Consider the following 17,101-nt stretch of genomic DNA (forward strand, 5'->3'; position numbering starts at 1 on the left):
CTTGCTTGCTACAAATGTATCACATTTAAGATTTTATAGCTTCATACAAAATTAAGATCGCGTAGCTCAGTTGGTAGAGCACTACCTTGACATGGTAGTGGTCGCTGGTTCAAGTCCAGTCGTGATCACCATACTTCTATATACTTCAGAGTTTAAAATTTCAAGTTTAAGGGGAGATATGCGTTTTTTGGCTATTGTTTGCTTTATTGTATTGAGCTTAAGTGCTTGCAAGGATACCCAAGAAACTCATACTATCATACAAGATTCTACACAATGCGAGGGATTGGAGGAGTGCCTTGTATATTATAGAGAGAAGGAAGGAGATAAAACACACAAAAATGAGAAATATATAAAAGCCAATACAATATATATGCAAACTTGTGATAGCGATAGTAGTGCTAGTGCTTATGGTTGCTATGTTTTGGGTTTATCATATTATTATGGCTTAGGATTAGAGAAAGACTATGCCGTAGCAAAAAAGCTTTTTGACAAAGCCTGCAATGGTGGCGAAAGAGAGGCTTGTGCTGCTTTGGAGGCTTTGTATAAAGGAGGAGAAGCCACAGGAAAAGATTGCCTCATAGAGAAGGGGGAACTCTATGATGTGGGCTTTGATATAAACTGCAATACAATCTCAAAAAAGCCAAAATAAAGGCTATTGATTTTTTAAATTTTAGTCTTTAGAATGCTTTTTCTCTCTTAGAATCTGCCAAATAATCAATGCTACAGCGCAATCAATCAACACATCAGCTAAATTAAAAATCGCAAAATCAAACCCATAATGCCAATACACATAATCCACCACCCCCCCATATATAAAGCGGTCGATAATATTTGATAGCCCTGCGCCAAGTAACATACCAAGTGGGGCATAATGCTTCATAAAAAAATCACTCCATAGGGCAAAAAGCAATACTGCACACAAAAAGAGAATCTGTATATATTTTAAATATTCTTGCAGAAAGCTAAACATCGAAAAAGCCACGCCTTTATTATATACAAGCGCATACCCTCCAATAGTAAGAGCCTCACTATCCCACACAAACCCTTCTAACATCAGTATTTTTACCCACCTATCAAGGGCAATGCTCACTATAAAAAATGCAATAAAAACACCAATATGCTTTTTAGTGATATGTTTAAAAGATATTGCTTTCATTTATTTACTCTATGATTTTTTCTATACACCACAGCCACTCTAAATGATTAAAATTCACTTTTTTAGACATTGAGTTGTTTTTGAAAAAACTCAACAAGCATTTTTACTTGCTCACTCACAAGCTTGCTTTCTTTGCCCTCAACGAGGATTCTAAGTTTATTTTCTGTGCCAGAGTAGCGCACAAGGTGGCGATTACCTGTTTTGGTAATAGAATCTAATTTTTCTTGCAAATGCGGAATCTGCTCAAGGGGTTTTTTATGAGCAACTTTGAGATTGATAAGCTCACTTGGGTAGAGTTCAAAGGGATTAAGGGTTTGCTGTGAGCTCTTTTTGCTTTGAAGTAGCAAAGCAAGCACTTGCAATGCGCTTACTAAACCATCGCCGGTTTTAGCATAATCACTAAAGATAATATGCCCACTACTCTCCCCACCAAAGTTTAAATCATTTTCTTTCATCATATCTAGCACATATTTATCACCCACATTGCAGCGATGAAGTTTTATGTGATGTGTTTTTAAGAACTCCTCAAGGGCAAGATTGCTCATTTGTGTAGCAACAATAGCATTATTTTTGAGTGCGCCAATCTTTTTTTGATAAAGCGCAAGTGCGCCAATAAGCTTATCTCCATTGACGATACACCCCTCATTATCCACCACCACAAGCCTATCCGCATCGCCATCAAGTGCAAATCCTACATCAGCACGATATGTACGCACTTTTTGAGCTAAAGTTTCAGGGTGCATCGCTCCACATTGATGATTGATATTAAAACCATCTGGCTCATCATTAATCACAATCACATCAGCCCCAAGCTCTTTAAACACAATCGGAGCAACGCGATACGCCGCGCCATTAGCGCAATCGCATACGATTCGTAAGCCGTGTAAAGTAAGATGCTTAGGAAAAGAATTTTTAATATGTACGATATAGCGCCCCACCACATCATCAATGCGCTTTGAGCTGCCAATCTCCCTACCACTCTTAAGCGCAGCTTGCAGAGCATTATTATCGTGATAATAAGCTTCTATACTCTCTTCTTCCTCTGGAGCGAGTTTGTAGCCATAGTGATTAAAAAATTTAATGCCATTATCATCATAAGGATTATGACTAGCACTTATCATCACACCCGCATCACAACGCATATCCTCGGTGAGAAAAGCAACTGCAGGAGTAGGCATAGGACCAATTTGAATCACATCATAACCCACAGATGTGAGGCTTGAGACAAGCGCATTTTCAATCATATAGCCGCTACGACGCGTGTCTTTGCCCACAAGAATCTTATTTGTCAGCGAATGTTTGCGAAAATGTATCCCCACACTTGCACCAAGTGCTATCACACTAGAAGGTGTAATTACCTCTCCTGCGCGTCCCCTCACACCATCAGTGCCAAAAAGCTTTGGCTTTGCAGTTTTTTTTGATACCTCTTTTTTCTCTCCTGTTGCTTGAGATGTTTTTGTAGGTTTCATATTCCCTCCTTTTAGGCTTTTAAACTGCGTTTAATTAAACTTTTGGCACAATTTTGCCTCAATTTTTTTAAAAAAGGACTAATACACTATGGCAAATCACAAATCTGCGCAAAAACGCATTCGACAAACCAAAACAAGAACCGAGCGTAATCGCTACTATAAAACGCGTATCAAAAACATTGTGCGCAACCTAAGAGAGGCAGTCGCTCAAAAAGATGTCCCAAAAGCACAAGAAGCCCTTAAAATTGCCAACAAAGAATTGCATAAATTTGTCAGCAAGGGCATTTTAACAAAAAATACAGCTGCAAGAAAAGTATCTCGCCTCAATGCAAGTGTGAAAAAAATCGCTCAATCTGCATAATCTACGCAGATTCTAAAGTGCTTTAATATTAAACATCTTTTAACAAGGGGTTTGAATGCTTGTCGATAAACTAAAGCCCATTGTGGCGCGTTATGATGAGATTTCACACCTCCTCACTTTAGAATCCACCCTCTCTCAAGTCAAACAACTTACCCAACTTAGCAAAGAACAAAGCGATATAGAATCTATTGCACAAAAAGCAAAAACATATCTAAATGTGCTTGAGAGTATCGCGCAAAATAAAACTTTGCTTGAAGATAGAGAACTTGCAGAGCTTGCAAAAGAAGAACTCAAAGATTTAGAATCTCAAAAAAATGCTTTAGAAGAAGAAATTAAGTTTTTGCTTATCCCCAAAGATCCTAATGATAGTAAAAATATTTATCTTGAGATTCGCGCCGGTACTGGCGGTGATGAAGCGGGAATCTTCGTGGGGGATTTGTTTAAGGCATATTGTCGCTATGCAGATTTGCAAAAATGGAAAGTTGAAATCATAAGCTCAAGTGAAAATAGTGTCGGTGGCTACAAAGAGGTGATTGCACTTATAAAAGGCAATGGCGCGTATTCTAAGCTCAAATACGAGGGTGGCACACATAGAGTGCAAAGAGTGCCAGAAACAGAATCTCAAGGGCGCATTCACACTTCAGCCATTACTGTAGCAATTATGCCAGAAGTTGATGATGTGCAAATTGATATTAATCCAAATGATTTAAAAATCGATGTATTTCGCAGTGGGGGACACGGCGGACAAAGTGTCAATACCACAGATTCAGCAGTAAGAATCACGCATATCCCCACCGGCATTAGCGTATCAATGCAAGATGAAAAATCCCAACACAAAAATAAAGACAAAGCAATGAAGATTCTTAAAGCAAGACTCTATGAAGCGGAGCTAGAATCTCAAAATGCCCAAAATAAGCAAACACGCAAGATTCAAGTAGGAAGTGGTGATAGGAGTGAGAGAATCCGCACTTATAATTACCCACAAAATCGCCTTACTGACCATCGCATTGGTTTAACGCTTTATAGCCTTGAAGAAATTATGCTAGGGGGACTGCTTGATGAGTTTATTAATCCCCTTATCGCTCACGCTCAAAGTCAGGCTATGGGGGCGAACAATGAGTGAAAAGCCCATCAAAAAAGTATATTTTTGCGATGGCGCAGTGCAAGGGAAAACCCTTGATATTCTCAAAAAACACTATGCGGTAATAGTGGATTCTCACAAGCCTGATTATATTTTTTACTCTTGTATGGGGTTAGAACATCTTAATTATGATGGTATTAGAATCTTTTTCACAGGGGAAAATGTCCGCGCGGATTTTAATTTTTGTGATTATGGGATTGGATTTGATTATATGAGCTTTGAAGATAGATATTTGCGCTATCCGCTCTATCTTTGTTATATGACTACTATGGAAAAAGTCAATACTAAACATCTGCATATCACACCAGAAATACTTCATAAAAAAACGCGTTTTTGCACTTTTGTCGTCAGTAATGGTGGAGCAGATGAAAAGCGCATACAATTTTTTGATTTTTTAAATCAATATAAACGCGTAGATAGCGGTGGGCGATACAAAAATAACATCGGCACAGCTATAAAAGATAAGCATACATTTTTAGAAAGTGGCAAATTTAATATCGCTTTTGAAAATTCAAGCACAAATGGCTACACTACCGAAAAACTTTTTGATGCTTTTGCCTCCCATACCATACCTATTTATTGGGGAGATGAGCGTATAAGTATGCCTTTAGATGTAATGGGGGGGGGGGATAAATAAAAAATCTTTTATCAATGTGCAAGATTATCAAAATTTTGAAGAGGTTTTAGAGGTAATTACCTACCTTGATACACACGAAGATGCATATTTACAAATGCTTCGTGAGCCTGCATTTTTAGATGCAAATCATCAAGAGATTTTTGATGAAAAGCTTGAAAACTTTTTGCTCCATATTTTTAACCAACCCCTAGAAAAAGCTTATCGTAGAGGTTTTGGGCAATGGCGTTGCAATATCGAAAGGCGATATAAAAAAGCGCAGAAAATACGACTTATAGGCAATAATTGCGCAAATATATTGAAAAAACCTGCACAGAGCATTAAAAAACTCTTTACTCTTAAAAATTAAAAAAACACTCTATAAAAGCTTTTATTAAAAGGATAAACTACGCCTCTTTAAATATGACTATTTCTAAAATATGCTTTTCTCATTTGATAATCGCACAAAATCCTCTAGCAAAGGCAAAACACGCTTAGATTCAATAATTTCTCTTGCTAAAAAATATCCTTCTTTAATGCTTGAGGCACGTTCTGCAAGATAAAGTGCTGCACCGGTATTAAGTGCAACAAGTTGGGTTTTAGGTGAATCTAATGAAATGGCATTAAAAATATCAAGGCTAATATGCTTATTTTGCTCACTATCTCCGCCACATAGCTCGGTATGTGGGACAAAATCAAGCCCAATTTCATTAGGGTGAAACACATAACTTGTAATCACGCCATTATTAAGCTCTGTAATCTGCGTAGGAGCGCACAAAGAAATCTCATCATAATGATCAAATCCACTGACTACTATCGCCCTTTGAATCCCTAAAATAGCAAGGGCGCGCGCCATAATCTCTGTATAAGCCTTATCAAAAACACCAATAAATTGATGTGTAACATTTGCAGGATTTGAGAGGGGACCAATAAGATTAAAGGCGGTTTTAAAGCCTAAAGATGCCCTTGCAGGAGCAGCAAAACGCATAGCAGCGTGAAATTTTTGCGCAAAAAGAAAGGTAATGCCTATCTCATCATATACCCTCTTGCAAGTTTGTGAATCCATATTGATATTTACGCCAAGCGCTTGAAGTAAATCTGCCGAACCAGACTTTGAAGTAACTGCCCTATTGCCGTGTTTAATAATCTTTACCCCCGCACTTGCAAGAAGCAAAGCACTTGTGGTAGAGACATTAAAAGTTTTATTAGGGCTACCACCTGTGCCTACCATATCTAGCCTTACCTCATTGCTTAGAGGCAAAGGAAAGGCTATCGCTTTTTTCTTTAATACACTCGCAAATCCTGCTAACTCCTCCGCTGTTACGCCCTTTATCTCAAGGCTTGTGAGAATACTCCCAATTTGCGCATCACTCATATTGCCTTCAGTAATCTCGTCCATTATATCATAGGCTTGCTGAAAGCTTAGATTCTCGCCCTCAAGTGTGCTTTTAAGGTATTGCTTAATAGGAATTACCTCACGCGCATAGTGCAAGAAGTTTAAAAGCATTTTTTCGCCCTCAAGCGTGCCAATAGATTCAGGGTGAAACTGCACACCCATTAATTGATGAACCTTATGCTCAATTGCCATAATCTCACCATCACTACTCCACGCACTCACCTCAAAACATTCTGGTAACTGCCCAATCTTGCCTACCAAAGAGTGATAGCGCACAATGGGCGTTAGGGGTGTAATATGGCGAAAAAGCCCTTTTTGATTATGATGTAATGGCTCAATCTTGCCGTGCGCAATGCGCTTTGCATTCACAATCTCCACCCCAAAAGCCGCCATAATCGCCTGATGTCCCAAGCAAATACCTAAAATAGGATATACGCCTTGCAATTCCTGCACGATTTGCACAGAAATACCCGCTTCTTTTGGCGTTTTAGGACCTGGACCAATAATGATGTATTGTGGAGAGAGGGCGCGAATATCATCAATACTTATCTTATCGCTCCGCACGACTTTGATAGGAAAACCAAAACGATAAAATGCCTGATAAATATTGTAAGTAAAAGAATCATAATTATCAATAAGCAAAATCATCATTAATCCTTTGTGGGAATGAGCGTATTGAGGATTGATCGGGCTTTATTTTGTGTTTCTTTATACTCATTGCTAGGAATTGAATCCTGCACAATTCCCGCACCTGAACGCACATAATACACACCATTTTGATATACTGCGGTGCGAATAGCAATAGCAAAATCCATATCCTCATCATAAGTAAAATACCCTATCGCCCCACCATATATGCCCCTTGAATGAGATTCTAAAGATTCTATGGTTTTAATCGCCTCTATCTTTGGCGCACCTGAAAGTGTCCCTGCAGGAAATGCTGCTTTGAGCGCATCTCGCTTAAAAAAACGCTCTCTATCAAGCTCACCTTGCACTTCTGAAACAATGTGCATCACATGTGAGTATCGCTCAATAAGATTACGCGCATTTACCTTTACACCTCCGCCAACACTTACCTTACCCGCATCATTACGCGCCAAATCAAGCAACATCAAATGCTCACTATTTTCTTTCTCATCATTTAAAAGCTCTTTTTCAAATTCTAAATCCTGTGCAACACTCTCCCCTCTAGGACGTGTGCCTGCAATTGGACGAATAGTGAAAAAACACTTATCTTGCGTGCTTTTTAGTCGTATCATAATCTCTGGACTAGCTCCCAAAATAGTAAAATTCTCAAAGCGATAATAAAACATATAAGGGCTAGGATTAAGATGACGCAAACGCCGATATGCCTCTAGTGGAGGGAAAGATGAGCGGATATTTATATATTGGCTGATAACGCACTGAAGTAAATCCCCTGCATAAATACCCTTTTGAATCTGTCTTACCATAGATTCATATTCACTTTGACTTGTAGCATTCTCTATCACATATTCTTCACTTAAATAAGGGGATTCAAGTGGGGCTTGGGGGAGATTATGCAAGGAATTTATAATTTTTTCTATTCTCTGCGTTGGGTTAATGAGTGTTTTTTCGTGCGCATAGCCTACGCTCACAATATGCAGCCTATCAAAGAGATGATCAAAAATCAAAAAATCCCGCCCAAACATAAAGCCACATTCAGGCGCATCATAAAGTGGAGGTTTAGCAAAATGCACCTCTTCAATCTCGGCAAAAAATTCATAGCCAATATACCCTGCTCCGCCAAGAGGCAAAGGCAAATTATCAGGCAAGATTCCATTTGGATTTGGCGCGAGGGTGCGCACAAGTGCAAGAGATTCTAAAAAACCTTGAGAGGTTAAATCACTTCTTACTTCATTAGATTCTGGTGTAGGCTTATATGCGCTAAAAATCTCTTTAAGTGGTATTTTCTCATTTTGACATACTAAAGTATGTTCCCCATTTTCTTTATACACACTAAAAGCTTCACATACAATCATTATCGAATATCTATCTTTGCCGGTTTCATTATAGGCAGATTCTAAAAGCACTTTTGCATCTAATGCCCCAAGTAACGCAAGTGGTGTGAGATTATCACAAAGTATTTCTTTATGCGCAATCACCGCCTTATGCGTATTTGTAAAATCAAACATCAGCCCTCCTTATGGCTCTTTTTGTCTGCAAATTCTAGATTCCAACCCCTGCTTCAAAAATACAATAATTGTAAATTAACGTGTTCTTATCTCAACAACCTCAACCCCTTTGGGCACAGAAAATTCAAATACCTTATCACTCATTGCGCCATTGAGCTTGACATTACTAAGCTTTATCACACTTTTTGCCCCCATAGAATCTATAAAACTTATGCGTTCGGGCTTGTCATTTTTATCAACATAAAGTGTGTATTCCACGCCCTCTACATTTGTGCGATAGCTCCCATCTGGCTGCTTTTTGGCGGATTTGACAATCGAGATAAAATCACTCTTTGTTTTTAAAGTAGAATGGCTCACTTGCTCAAGGCTTGGCTCATAAATCATTACTTCATTATTATTCATATAAACTTCTTTTTTGAGGGGACTTTGATAGTCCCATTTGACTTTATTTGGGGCTTTACCTAGAATCTTGCCCCTATAAAACATATCCATACCATCTTCATTTTCGATGCGTTGCTCAAAATCTGCTTCTATGCTTTGGAGATTTTCTCCCCACGCAAAAGCTATCCCAACACCTAATGCAAGAAAAATGCAAATTTTTAGAATATTCATTCTTTTGTCCTTAAAAGTTATATTTCTTAAAGGTAAGAGATTTTACCTAAACTATGTAAAAGTGTGCTAAAATCACGCTTAATTTCTTACTAAAAGGCTATTGTATGCTACAAACTTTTGTTTCAAAAATTTTAGGTTCACGCAATAATAAACTTATTAAACAATACAGCAAAGAGGTGGAAAAAATTAATGCTCTAGAATCCACCTATGAAGCCCTTAGCGATGAGGAGCTTAAAAATGCCTTTAATGAATTAAAGCTAAAGATTCAAAGTGGTGAAAAAACACTTCAATCTGTCCTCTACAAAAGCTTTGCTATCACGCGTGAAGCAAGTCGGCGCACACTCAATATGCGGCATTTTGATGTGCAACTTATTGGTGGTATGGCACTTAATGATGGACGCATAGCTGAAATGAAAACAGGAGAGGGCAAAACACTTGTGGCAACACTTGCTGTATGCCTCAATGCGCTCTGTGGTAGAGGGGTGCATGTCGTAACGGTGAATGACTACCTCGCCCAACGAGACGCAAAGGAGCTAGAGCCTCTCTATAACTTTTTGGGCTTTAGCGTGGGGGTAATTACAGGTGGATTATATGATGATGAGCAGCGGCAAAAAGCCTATGCTTGTGATGTAGTATATGGCACAAATAATGAATTTGGCTTTGATTATTTGCGCGATAATATGAAATATGATTTAAGTCAAAAAGTGCAGAGAGAGCATTACTTTGCTATTGTTGATGAGGTAGATTCTATTCTTATTGATGAAGCGCGCACACCGCTTATCATCTCTGGTCCTGTTAATCGCACACTTGAGCATTACCAACTTGCCAATAGCGTGGCACAAAAGCTCACAAATGAAGTAGATTTTAGCATTGATGAAAAAAATCGCGTGATTTTGCTTACTGAAGAGGGTATCAAAAAGGCTGAATCTCTCTTTAAGGTTGATAATCTCTATAGCATCGAAAATGCCGCGCTCTCTCATCATCTTGACCAAGCCTTGAAAGCAAATTATCTTTTTATTAAAGACAAAGATTATGTCGTGCAAGATAATGAAGTAGTGATTGTTGATGAATTTACAGGGCGTCTAAGTGAGGGCAGACGCTTTAGTGAGGGCTTACACCAAGCGATTGAGGCTAAAGAAAAAGTAGATATTAAAGAAGAAAGTCAAACCTTAGCAGATATTACTTTCCAAAATTATTTTAGACTCTATGAAAAACTTTCGGGTATGACAGGCACAGCACAAACTGAAGCGAGTGAATTTTTGCAAATCTATAATCTTGAAGTGGTGAGTATCCCTACCAATGTCCCTGTGCAACGCAAAGACTTAAATGATCTTATTTATAAAAGTGAGCAAGAAAAATTTAATGCCCTGATTGCCAAAATCACGGAATTACACAAAAAGGGGCAACCTGTGCTTGTAGGGACAGCAAGTATCGAAAAGAGTGAGATTCTCCACGAATTGCTTAAAAAACAACGAATCCCTCACACTGTGCTGAATGCAAAACAACATAGCAAAGAGGCAGAAATTATCAAAGATGCAGGGGTAAAAGGAGCAGTAACGATTGCTACAAATATGGCGGGGCGGGGCGTAGATATAAAAATTAATGATGAAATACGCGAACTTGGAGGGCTTTATATCATCGGCACAGAGCGGCACGAAAGCCGCCGTATTGATAACCAACTGCGCGGAAGAGCTGGGCGACAGGGAGACCCGGGGGTAAGTCAATTTTATTTAAGTCTTGAAGATTCTTTGCTTCGTATCTTTGGAAGTGATAAGATTAAAGGCATTATGGAACGTTTAGGTTTAAAAGATGGCGAACATATAGAATCTGGGCTTGTTACACGTTCTGTTGAAAATGCACAAAAAAAGGTGGAAAGTCTCCATTTTGAATCCCGCAAACATCTGCTTGAATATGATGATGTTGCTAATGAACAACGCAAGGCGGTGTATAAACTCCGCAATGAACTCCTTGATGAGCATTGCTCTTTAAGTGAGCGGATTCAAAATAACCGCGAAATTACTGCACAAAGCCTACTTTATAAGGCGCAGATTCTCCCCGGCGATGAGAGTGAGCATTTTAATCTCTCCTCTCTTAAGGCTCAAGCCCAAGAGGAGCTAGGCTTAGACTTAGGGGATTGTGAGCATTTGAGCTATGATGAGCTTCTTTCAAAAATCATCACCCAAATGGAGCAAGACTATGAGGCAAAAATGTCTAAGCTTGAAAAAGAGCAAAGAGCGCAAATTGAGCGTATCATTTATTTGCAAGTGCTTGATAGCTCGTGGCGAGAGCATCTCTACACAATGGATAATCTCAAAACCGGTATTGGTTTGCGTGGCTATAATCAAAAAGATCCTCTTGTGGAATATAAAAAAGAAAGTTACAATCTCTTTTTGGAATTTATAGAGAATCTCAAAGTCGAAACAACAAAAATGCTTCATATTATTCAACTTAAAGACAAAGAGGAAGAAGAGACAAATAAAATATTGCATAATATGCAAGAGGGGTTAAAGGAAAATTTACAAGAAACAAGCACAAATGCAGATTCTACGCCTTCTACAAAACCAAAAGTTTCACGCAACGATCCTTGTCCTTGTGGTAGTGGCAAAAAATATAAACTCTGCCACGGCAAAAGTGGTCCCAAAAAAGGCTTACTTGCATAATGAAAGCCCTTATTTTTTATCTTTTACCACGATACTTGCGCTTTGATAAGACACAACCCTTTATTTCTATTACTGCATTTCTTGCATTTTTTGGTGTGGGCGTAGGTGTTATGGTGCTTTGTGTAGCAATGGCAATTATGAATGGTATGTCAAAGGAATTTGAGCGCAAACTTTTTGTGATGAATTATCCCCTAAGTGTGTATTCTACGACTTATGCAGGGGTTGATGATGAGATTTTGCAATCTCTTAAAAAACATTTTCCACAATTTCTCTTTAGCCCTTATTTGCGCTATCAGGCGGTGGGAAAAGTGGGCAATATAATGAATGCCGCTATGGTTTTTGGTGTGGATATGAGTGCTGAATCCGAGCTTAATCAAGTGGTTAATCAAGCTTTTATGCCTGAAAATAGTGCCTCTCTCACACAAGAGCAAACCCAAAAACTTAAAGCCCAAAACATTGAAAAATTTAAAGAAAATACATTCTCAATCCTCATAGGCAAAGGCTTTCAAGAGCATTTTGACTTAGAAGTTGATGATAGGCTTGATTTGTTTTTTACACAACTTGAACCTTCAGGCTTTAGCTATACGCCGATTAATAAACGCTTTTTGATTGCAGGATTCTTTGAATCTGGCTTAAGGGCGTATGATGAAGCCTATACTTATACAAATCTTGCTGCATTGCAAAAAATTCGCCGCATTGGTGAGGGCATATATGATGGCATACATATTTACACGCCAAATCCTATGAAAGACATCGATGCAATTAAAACATTTCTACTCACAGAGTTTCCAAATCGTGCAGGAGTGGAGGGTTGGTGGCAACAAAATGGCAATTTCTTTTCGGCTTTAGAGCTTGAAAAACGTGCTCTTTTTATCGTGCTTATGCTGATTATTGTTATGGCAAGTTTAAATATTATTAGCTCTTTGCTTATGGTAGTGATGAATCGCCGTAAAGAAATTGCTTTGCTTCTTTCACTTGGTGCAAGCAAACAAGAAATCAAAAGTGTATTTTTTTGGGTGGGTAATACGATTGGACTAAGTGGTATTGCACTTGGTATTGTGCTTACAGGTATAGCAATGTATGTGCTTGATACTTTTCCTATTATCTCACTTCCTGCTGATGTATATGGAAGCTCAAAACTTCCGCTTGATTTGTCAATGCTTGATTTTTGTCTTACAATCATTGGGGCAATAACGATAGTGTGTCTCTCATCATACTATCCAGCCAAAAAAGCTTCATTAGTGGATACTTTACAAGTTTTACGCAACGAATAACGCCAATTAAAAATATTTTAAGAATCCTGTAAGGAAATAAGTCGTAGCATATACAATCTTTTGGTAACAAAAGGTTAATTATTTTTTTAGGAGGTCTTTTGAAAACACTTTATGTAGGAAATTTGGTATATGCGGTTACGCGTGATGAAGTCAGCGATTTGTTCTCTCAATTTGGCGAAGTTTTTTCTGTAAAGCTTATCAATGATAGAGAAAGCGGCAAACCAAAAGGTTTTGGTTTTGTAGAAATGGAAGATGAAGCCGCGCTCAAAGCCATTGAAGCACTCAATGAAAAAGATTTTCGCGGACGAAATATTCGTGTGAATGAAGCAAGACCACGCGAATAGCACTCCCTAACAGATTCTAGGGAGTAACTCTCCTTGTGGATATTCTACATAACATTTTCCCCCCCACGCATTAATTGATACAACTCGAGCTTGTTTTTTATCCTCAACTTTACGCAATACACGCCCAATCACACAAGAATGTGTGCCAAGTGAATGCGTGCGAAGCGATTCTAAAACCTTTTTACTCTCACTTGGTGGGACAGCCATTACACACACCCCCTCATTTGCAAGACTAAGTGGATCTAGCCCTAGAATCTCACACACACCACGCACTTTTTCAAGCACAGGGACTGCCTCTGTCCTAATTTCTATCTCTACACTAGCACTTTTACTCCATTCATTAAGCACCGCTGCCACCCCTCCTCTTGTCGCATCGCGCATCGTATGCACATTATAGCGATGTAAGGATTCAACAAGCGGATAGAGTTGCGCACAATCACTCTGCAAATCACTCTGCAAGGCAACCTCATTCCTTGCACAAAAAATCACCGCTCCGTGCGTTCCCACAGGTGCGCTTACAATAATCTCATCGCCCTCTTGTATATTTTTTATGCTCCAATCCACCTGCCCCATTTCGCCAATAGCGGTGCTATTGATATAAATTTTATCCGCATTGCCTCTTGGCACAACCTTTGTATCCCCTGAAAGAAGGCGTAAATCCCCCTTTAACGCCTCTGCCTTTATAGAATGCAAGATTCTCTGTAAATCCGCTAACGCAAAGCCCTCCTCTAAAATAAGTCCTAAGCTCAAATAACGCGCCCTGCCCCCACGCATACTCACATCATTACTCGAGCCACACACGCAGAGTTTCCCAATATCACCCCCAGAGAAAAAAATCGGGCTTACCACATAGCTATCTGTGCTAATAGCATACTGCTTCGCCCCGCCAAACACACCTGCATCTTCCCCACCGCCTACGATAAGCTCCCCCAAAATGCTATATATTACCTCTTCAATCAAAGCATTAGATTCTATGCCACCACTGCCGTGAGCAAGGCTAATATGTGTATTTTTCATTTTTACTCCTTTTTAAGCAACATTAAACATTTTGCATTCTTGCAAGAGCGCAGAGAGTAGCTGATTTTTCTGCCTACTCCAAAACGCATAATCACATACAAGAAAAAGTCGTTTTTTTGTCCTTGAAATCGCCACATTAAGTGCATAAAGTGCATTTGTTTGGCGCGAATCTGTAAGATAATAGTGCAAACTCACGGGAGAAAAAATCACATTATCAAATTCCTGCCCCTGTGAGCCGTGAATCGTAAAGATTCTATCACGCATAATATGTTGTGAAAGCGCTCTTTTTTGCTTCACAAAAGGCGTAATCACCGCATATTCCTCCCCTCCTAATTGCGCACATAAGCGTCTGCATAAATGCACCTCACTCTCGCTAATATGTTTATCTTCCTCCTTCTTGCTCCCACTATCGCACACAAAAAGTTCCATTTGTGAATCTATACCTCGTAAGCCTATATGATAAATATGACTATCAAGCAAACGCGCGAGATTATCACCATAGCGATGTGTTTGGCTTAATGTGCTTAGAATCATATCTTGTAATGGAGGCATAGTGCAACCTTGCGCATTTTTTGCCATAAGATTTTCTAGTGGCTCTCCCTTGCAAAAGCTTTCTAAAAAAAGCGCGGAGAGATTCCATATAGAGGCTTCCTTATTTTCTGCTTTAGTAATTTCACTGAGGGGCATTTCACACACAGGAAAAAGTTGCTTATGATCGCCAAAAAGAGCTAAGGGCGTATTATCCACACACAAAGCACAGGCTTTAATAAGCGGTGCATAAGCGCATTCATCAAGAAAAATATGAGCAAAGCGCAAGGGCAGTCTCTCATATTTTTGGATAAATCCATCAAGCGTTATGCCCACTACAAGCGCATTTTTGAGGCGATATTTTAGTGAATCTTGGCTGCTAACCTCTTGAAAATTAAATAAATCCATACTCTTTTTGTTCTTTTCTTGGAGAATCTGCGGCTCACAAGTCTGTGGATAGGCATTCATATATTGCAATGTCGGCATTCCTAGCCTTAAAATATTCTCCCGCTCTAATCCTAACTTATCAAATTGCTTAATAAGGCTTTTAAGCACCTGCTCAAGCGCATTATTTGTCGTAGCCACAACCGCTACTCTTTTATTAAGCTTAATATAATGCAAAAGGGCTTCAAATAGCACGGCTTGGGTTTTACCTGTGCCCGGTGGTCCCCACACATAACTTAGAGGGTGATTTAATACTTGAGAGAGGGCTTTGTTTTGCTCTTCACTCAAACGCTCAATATGAGGCACTATGCAAGATGTAATAGAATCTGGCAGATGCACTCTCTCTCCATTACCCTCAAAGAAATCAGCTACATTTTTAACCAAAAATTTCAAATCACTAAAGAGCTTAAGAGGTTTTTTGGCAATTTGAGCTTTTTTTAAAAAACGCATCATTTGCTCACTAGGGCTTAAATAAAGCATTTTTTGCTTCTCATCATAAAATTGCAATGTCAGCTCACCCTCTTCGCTAATAGTATAAAAATTTTGCTCACATTCCAAAAGCAAAGCTCCGCTTAACTTTATATCCATATCGCCTACATTATGTTTGAGCGCAAGTATGAGTTCAGAATCCGTGCAATCATATTGCTTGAGGGCAATCTCACTTAAACCAAGATGATGCTCATCAAGATAGGTATAATAAATCTGTGCTGCTTTTAAAAGCGTTTGCTTTATATCATTCATTTACCTTGCACCATATTTATAGTATGCTGCACAAGCCCCCTCACTACTTACCATACAGCTTCCAAGAGGATTGCTTGGTGTGCAGGCTTTACCAAAAACCTTGCAATCAAAGGGCTTAGCCACCCCGCGCAAAATATCTCCACAGCGACAGGCTTTATTATCAGGGATTAAATCCTTGCTTAAAATAGCATCAAAGGCAATTTCAGCATCTAAAAAAGCATATTCCTTTTTAAGTTTTAAAGCAGAATGCTTAATCTCCCCTAATCCACGCCACTCAAAAGATTCTCTCACATCAAAATAACGCGCCACCAACTGCTGGGCTTTTGTGTTGCCCTCCATACTTACCACGCGTTTATATTGAATCTCAAGTGTATGCTGTTTGTTAATAGCTTGACAAGTAAGCATATAAATGCTCTCCATTATATCCACTGGCTCAAATCCACTTACTACAATAGGCAAATCAAAATCCCTCACAAGCTCTTCATAAATTTTCGCCCCACTGATTACACTCACGTGAGAAGGAGCAATGAGAGCATTTACAAGGCATTCTTTTGTATTAAAAATCGCTTTTAATGGTGGAGGCACAAGCACGTGGTTAATATGAAAAAGCACATTTGTGAGCTTTAAAGCCAATACTCTCTCAATCACCGCAGCAGTCATAGGCGTAGTAGTCTCAAAGCCAATAGCAAAAAACACAATGCGCTTGTTAGGATTTTGTTGTGCAACTTCTAAAACTTGCATAGGAGAATACACAAAGCGCACATCAGCCCCCTTAGCTCTTGCATCAGCAAGGCTGCCTTGTGTGCCGGGCACTTTTATCATATCGCCAAGTGTGAGCAAAATCACATCTTCTTGCATCGCCATTTCATAGGCTTGGTTAATGCGATTTTTAGGCATTACACACACAGGGCAGCCCGGTCCGTGTATAAAATCAATATTATTTGGCATTAGCCCTTTAAGCCCATAGCGCATAATGCTATGTGTATGCCCACCACATACTTCCATAATATAAAGCGGGGATTCTAGGGAAGGCGCTAAATGTGCGATTTTTTTGGCATAGGCTAAAATCACCTCTTTATCGCGGAAATTTTCAATTAAATCGAGTGGTTTTGTATGGGATTTGTTCTCCATAGGCTATATTTCCTCTCCTAATGGTTTTGTGTAGGATTTTTTGCGCTCAAGCCTAGATAGT

16 protein-coding genes and 1 tRNA gene are annotated in these 17,101 nt (G+C 39.1%); 9 read left to right on the forward strand and 8 right to left on the reverse strand.

Annotation, left to right across the window (positions count from 1 at the left end):
* The first annotated feature begins 55 nt into the window (after positions 1–55).
* Positions 56–131 (forward strand) — tRNA-Val (locus tag J1E28_RS05620).
* A gap of 47 nt (positions 132–178) precedes the next feature.
* Complete coding sequence (locus tag J1E28_RS05625; protein ID WP_291027617.1) at positions 179–649, forward strand: hypothetical protein; 471 nt, start codon at positions 179–181, stop codon at positions 647–649.
* Between the two features lie 21 nt (positions 650–670).
* Here the strand turns inward: J1E28_RS05625 and lspA are convergent, their stop codons facing one another.
* Both lspA and glmM read right to left on the reverse strand, forming a co-directional pair.
* On the reverse strand, positions 671–1,132 hold the full coding sequence (gene lspA, locus J1E28_RS05630) for a signal peptidase II (protein ID WP_291027647.1): 462 nt from the start codon (positions 1,130–1,132) through the stop codon (positions 671–673).
* Positions 1,133–1,218: 86 nt separating this feature from the next.
* Positions 1,219–2,625: a phosphoglucosamine mutase gene (glmM, locus tag J1E28_RS05635; protein ID WP_291027619.1), complete on the reverse strand. Its 1,407-nt coding sequence runs from the start codon at positions 2,623–2,625 to the stop codon at positions 1,219–1,221.
* 88 nt (positions 2,626–2,713) lie between these two features.
* Here glmM and rpsT point away from each other — a divergent pair, with 88 nt between their 5' ends.
* The 4 genes from rpsT to J1E28_RS05655 are packed head-to-tail and all read left to right on the forward strand — an operon-like array spanning position 2,714 to position 5,110.
* Positions 2,714–2,986: a 30S ribosomal protein S20 gene (gene rpsT, locus J1E28_RS05640; protein ID WP_291027621.1), complete on the forward strand. Its 273-nt coding sequence runs from the start codon at positions 2,714–2,716 to the stop codon at positions 2,984–2,986.
* Between the two features lie 55 nt (positions 2,987–3,041).
* Positions 3,042–4,109: a peptide chain release factor 1 gene (gene prfA, locus J1E28_RS05645; protein ID WP_291027623.1), complete on the forward strand. Its 1,068-nt coding sequence runs from the start codon at positions 3,042–3,044 to the stop codon at positions 4,107–4,109.
* The gene (locus J1E28_RS05650; protein ID WP_291027625.1) at positions 4,102–4,764 is read left to right on the forward strand and encodes a glycosyltransferase family 10; all 663 of its coding nucleotides are present in this window, start codon (positions 4,102–4,104) and stop codon (positions 4,762–4,764) included. The genes prfA and J1E28_RS05650 overlap by 8 nt, the downstream gene beginning before the upstream one ends.
* A gap of 16 nt (positions 4,765–4,780) precedes the next feature.
* A complete protein-coding gene (locus J1E28_RS05655; RefSeq protein WP_291027627.1) occupies positions 4,781–5,110 on the forward strand; it encodes a hypothetical protein in 330 nt (109 codons plus the stop codon).
* Positions 5,111–5,173: 63 nt separating this feature from the next.
* Here the strand turns inward: J1E28_RS05655 and J1E28_RS05660 are convergent, their stop codons facing one another.
* The 3 genes from J1E28_RS05660 to lolA form a co-directional block, all read right to left on the reverse strand.
* Positions 5,174–6,784 carry a bifunctional anthranilate synthase component II/anthranilate phosphoribosyltransferase gene (locus J1E28_RS05660; protein WP_291027629.1) on the reverse strand — a complete coding sequence of 537 codons (1,611 nt, stop codon included), beginning with the start codon at positions 6,782–6,784 and terminating at the stop codon, positions 5,174–5,176.
* Between the two features lie 2 nt (positions 6,785–6,786).
* Complete coding sequence (locus J1E28_RS05665) at positions 6,787–8,289, reverse strand: chorismate-binding protein (protein ID WP_291027631.1); 1,503 nt, start codon at positions 8,287–8,289, stop codon at positions 6,787–6,789.
* Positions 8,290–8,364: 75 nt separating this feature from the next.
* Positions 8,365–8,901 (reverse strand): LolA-like outer membrane lipoprotein chaperone, encoded by a 537-nt coding sequence (lolA, locus tag J1E28_RS05670; protein WP_291027633.1) that lies wholly within the window; start codon positions 8,899–8,901, stop codon positions 8,365–8,367.
* A gap of 104 nt (positions 8,902–9,005) precedes the next feature.
* Here lolA and secA point away from each other — a divergent pair, with 104 nt between their 5' ends.
* The 3 genes from secA to J1E28_RS05685 all read left to right on the forward strand — a co-directional run bounded on the left by secA (position 9,006) and on the right by J1E28_RS05685 (position 13,179).
* Positions 9,006–11,561: a preprotein translocase subunit SecA gene (gene secA, locus J1E28_RS05675; protein ID WP_291027635.1), complete on the forward strand. Its 2,556-nt coding sequence runs from the start codon at positions 9,006–9,008 to the stop codon at positions 11,559–11,561.
* Positions 11,561–12,835: an ABC transporter permease gene (locus J1E28_RS05680; RefSeq protein ID WP_291027637.1), complete on the forward strand. Its 1,275-nt coding sequence runs from the start codon at positions 11,561–11,563 to the stop codon at positions 12,833–12,835. The genes secA and J1E28_RS05680 overlap by 1 nt, the downstream gene beginning before the upstream one ends.
* A gap of 98 nt (positions 12,836–12,933) precedes the next feature.
* A complete protein-coding gene (locus J1E28_RS05685; protein ID WP_291027639.1) occupies positions 12,934–13,179 on the forward strand; it encodes an RNA-binding protein in 246 nt (81 codons plus the stop codon).
* A gap of 6 nt (positions 13,180–13,185) precedes the next feature.
* On the opposite strand, the gene hypE is transcribed toward J1E28_RS05685, so the two are convergent.
* Genes hypE through hypD form a run of 3 tightly spaced genes read right to left on the reverse strand, consistent with a single transcriptional unit; the run spans position 13,186 to position 17,040 of the window.
* Positions 13,186–14,196, reverse strand: coding sequence for a hydrogenase expression/formation protein HypE (gene hypE, locus J1E28_RS05690; protein ID WP_291027641.1), 1,011 nt, complete (start codon positions 14,194–14,196; stop codon positions 13,186–13,188).
* Between the two features lie 12 nt (positions 14,197–14,208).
* On the reverse strand, positions 14,209–15,909 hold the full coding sequence (locus J1E28_RS05695; protein WP_291027643.1) for an AAA domain-containing protein: 1,701 nt from the start codon (positions 15,907–15,909) through the stop codon (positions 14,209–14,211).
* Positions 15,910–17,040 (reverse strand): hydrogenase formation protein HypD, encoded by a 1,131-nt coding sequence (gene hypD / locus J1E28_RS05700; RefSeq protein ID WP_291027645.1) that lies wholly within the window; start codon positions 17,038–17,040, stop codon positions 15,910–15,912.
* Positions 17,041–17,101: the final 61 nt, after the last annotated feature.

Source organism: Helicobacter sp. (assembly GCF_022511165.1).
GTDB lineage: Bacteria > Campylobacterota > Campylobacteria > Campylobacterales > Helicobacteraceae > Helicobacter_C.